The sequence below is a fragment of the Mesorhizobium sp. M1A.F.Ca.IN.020.03.2.1 genome, assembly GCF_004023205.1.
Lineage (GTDB): Bacteria > Pseudomonadota > Alphaproteobacteria > Rhizobiales > Rhizobiaceae > Mesorhizobium.
The window spans coordinates 1-3,156 of record NZ_RZSV01000387.1; the positions used below are offsets into that span (position 1 = coordinate 1).

The 3,156-nt window shown below is 63.0% G+C and carries 4 protein-coding genes; 1 reads left to right on the forward strand and 3 read right to left on the reverse strand.

All coding sequences use genetic code 11. From position 1 onward, the window contains the following. The 3 genes from EOA79_RS30995 to EOA79_RS31005 all read right to left on the reverse strand — a co-directional run. Positions 1–221, reverse strand: a 221-nt coding sequence (locus tag EOA79_RS30995) for a thiamine pyrophosphate-binding protein (protein ID WP_245489976.1), incomplete at its 3' end; no start/stop codon positions are given. A gap of 400 nt (positions 222–621) precedes the next feature. Continuing rightward, positions 622–1,212, reverse strand: coding sequence for an HD domain-containing protein (locus tag EOA79_RS31000; protein WP_095824887.1), 591 nt, complete (start codon positions 1,210–1,212; stop codon positions 622–624). Beyond that, entirely contained in the window at positions 1,209–2,360 is a 1,152-nt protein-coding gene (locus EOA79_RS31005) for a gamma-butyrobetaine dioxygenase (protein ID WP_095825022.1), read from the reverse strand. The genes EOA79_RS31000 and EOA79_RS31005 overlap by 4 nt, the downstream gene beginning before the upstream one ends. Positions 2,361–2,494: 134 nt before the next feature. On the opposite strand from EOA79_RS31005, the gene EOA79_RS31010 reads away from it, so the two are divergent. Beyond that, the coding region (locus tag EOA79_RS31010; RefSeq protein ID WP_164894032.1) for a LysR family transcriptional regulator at positions 2,495–3,156 on the forward strand (662 nt) is incomplete at its 3' end.

Here is a 3,156-nt window from a genome sequence, read left to right on the forward strand (position 1 = left end):
TTGCTGGTCGAACGCGCATAACCTTCGGCGGCATGGCCGGCACCCTGCTCGTGCCTGACCAGAATGTGCTCGACCTCATCCTGCTGGAAGATCTCGTCATAGATCGGAAGGACCGCGCCGCCCGGATAGCCGAAGACATGCTTGACGCCGTTGTCCTTCAGCGCCTGCACCACCATTTCGGCGCCCGTCATTTCGCGCCGCTCGTTATGTCCGTTGCTCATCGGTCTGGTCCCGTACTGTTCGCCATCTGGCGATTTGCTGGTCGTTTAGTTGGGTTTTGGGCAATAAAAAAGGCCCCCGAGGGAGCCTGTGGGATGCGCATGGGAGGTTTTCGCCCGGCGGTTACACCGCCTTGCCCACGCGCCAGCCTACGAGAATGAGTGCTGTTTTCATGGGCGCGGACAATAAGGTCGGTTCCGCGCCGCTGTCAACGGGCAATCTGTCGGTCCCATTGTTCAGCGGCGCGGATTGTTCAGGCCGCCAGCACCACACCCCTTGCCTGGTTGCCGCCAACGCATTTTGCCGGGTATGTCGAGACGCATGATGTTGCCGAGAAAACGTCTCTAGTCTTCGGCGGCGCACTATTGTCGGCAAGTGTGCCGGGTGGGGCGGCGCCGGTGATCACGTCGCGCTTCGGGCCGCGAACTTTTTCACCACCCGCTCCAGCAGCGGCACGTAGTCGCGAAAGGCACGCGTCTTCATGTTGGCGACCTTGCCACCCTCGTCCCAGATGCGCACACGCACGGCTTCCTGATGGAATGGATTGCTGCGGAACTCCGCCACCTCCTCCGCGCTCATCGGCCCGCCCTGCAGCGACAGCGTATGGACCGAGGCCGGCGACAGCTTGCCGAAGTAGGAGGGATCGGTGGCGCAGAGATAACGCTTGGCCGCAACATGCAGCCTGACGCATTCGACGATGACCGGCGGAAAGAACGGCGCCAGCACCTCGCCACCCGCCTCGTCGTGGTGCTTGTCCTCGACGTCGTCGGGCGAATAGGTGCCGAACTCGCTGGTGTAGTGGCCGATGTCGTGCAGCAGCGCCGCAGCCACAAGCTCCTCCGGCGCGCCATCCTGCTCGGCTAGCCACGCGCCCTGCAGCATATGCTCGGACATGGTGACCGGCTCGCCGAGATAGGATTCCGCGCCGCGACGCTCGAAAATGTCGGCGATGAACTCGACGATGTTGCCGGTGTTCAGTTCATTCGATTTCATTCGGCCGCCTCTCTGACATCGTGTTCGATTGCCGCCAGCGTGGACAGCAGGCCGTCCTTGTCGGCGTAGCAGCCCTGCAGCCAGCGCGTGCCGCTGCCGGAAAAGGCCTTGCGCGCATGCATGACGCGCGTGTTGTCGACGATGAACGACTGGCCCGCCTCGAGCTTGAAGGTCACCTCGAAGGCCGGATCCTCGATCAGTTCGGCGAACCGGCGATAGGCGGCGTAATATGCGTTCATTTCGGCGAACGGCACGTCGATGGTCGGCGCCAGCGAGCGGTTGTTGAAGCGCACGCAGATGAGCTCGCCATCCGGTCCGAGCTCGATCATCGGGCGCTTGGACTGCAGCCGCACGCCCGATGAGCCGGCATATTCGAAGCGCGCCGGATAGGAGGAAAGCAACCGGAAGCCGTTCGAATTCTCCGCCTGCAGCGCGGCCGCCACCGCGAATCCGTCGACGACGCTGGATTCGCCGCCTTCCACCGTATTCTCGATGCAGGCCAGGATCTGCAGCGTCGGCACCGGGTCGCGGTAGGGATTGTCGGTATGCGCCTGCAGGCCAAGGTTGGTGTAGGCAAGATTGTTTGGATTGACCTCGGCGCGCACCTCGAACCAGCGCCCGTAATTGGTCTCCCTGATATATCCGAAGAGATCGGCCACATTGCATAATGCCCCGGATTCGGCCGGCAGACCGTCCATGACGGCAAAGCCAAAGCTCCGTACCGCCGTCAGCCATTGCCGCAGAACATTCCTGTCGTGCCGCGCCTCACTATAGGCCGCGCGCGGCACCGAACTCTGCATCGTGGCCTTGGTCCACCGCCGAATGTCGCTGCCGGTCCAGCCGGGCTGCCGATTTTCTTCGCGGTCGTAAGTATGGGCGCGAAGCCAGCTTGCGGGAAAGCTGACGGTCTTGTCTTCAGGCACGAACGTGACCACCAGCGCCTCGCCCTTGATCGAGGCCTCTCCGATCCGTGTCTCGCCCGGAATGTCCAAAATGGTGACCAGCCGCTGGCCGTTACCGGCGCTGCGGGTCCTGTCGTCCAGTGCGTTGTCGCGCAGCCACATGGCATGGAATCGGCTGCGTGTCCCATCGTCCCAGCCAAGCGCGATCGTTCGCCCTTCGTCGCCAAGGTTTGCTCTCGTCAGCACGTTTCTGAAACTCCCGTCTTCGGGCCGGCGCCGCGGTACCGATTGCATGCTGTCTTTACCAAAGGCATAATTCAAATTATTGTTTTTCAGCCAATGCCGCCAAAAACCTAATGACTGGAAAAGCTGCCGATCCCATGCCTCCGCTCGACTGGCTACGCAGTTTCGAAGCGGCTGCGCGCCTGTCGAATTTCACCGCCGCGGCCGCCGAGCTCGGGCTCACGCAAGCCGCCGTCAGCCAGCACATCCGCTTTCTGGAAGAGCGTCTCAAGACGCGACTGTTCGCGCGGCTGGCACGCGGCGTGGCGTTGTCGCCGGAGGGCGCCGCCTATCTTCCCCATATCCAGTCGGCATTCGCGATCATCGGCAGCAGCACGCGCGAGTTGTTCGAGCCACGCGTTTTGCAAACCGTCACCATTCGCGTTCCGATTTCTTTCGCGCTGCTGGTGCTGGTCCCGGCTCTTCCCGATCTCGCAAAGGCGCTGCCGTGGATCAGGCTCGATCTGGTGACCATCCATCGACCGACGGACTACGACGAGGCAGGCTCGACGCTCGACATCCGCTTCGGCAACGGTTCATTTTCCGGGCGCGACGCCGACCGGTTGACGGTCGAGCGGCTCGTTCCGGTCGCTGCGCCGATCTTGGCCGGAAATGCCGAATGGACATCGCTGCCGCTGCTGTTGGTGGCGGGCGCGCGCGAGATGTGGGCGGAGTGGTTCGCAGCCTCCGGCCTTGCCGGCCACTCCCAACGCTCGCATCGCTTCGACAGTTTTGTCGCCGCGATGGAGGCGGCGAAGTC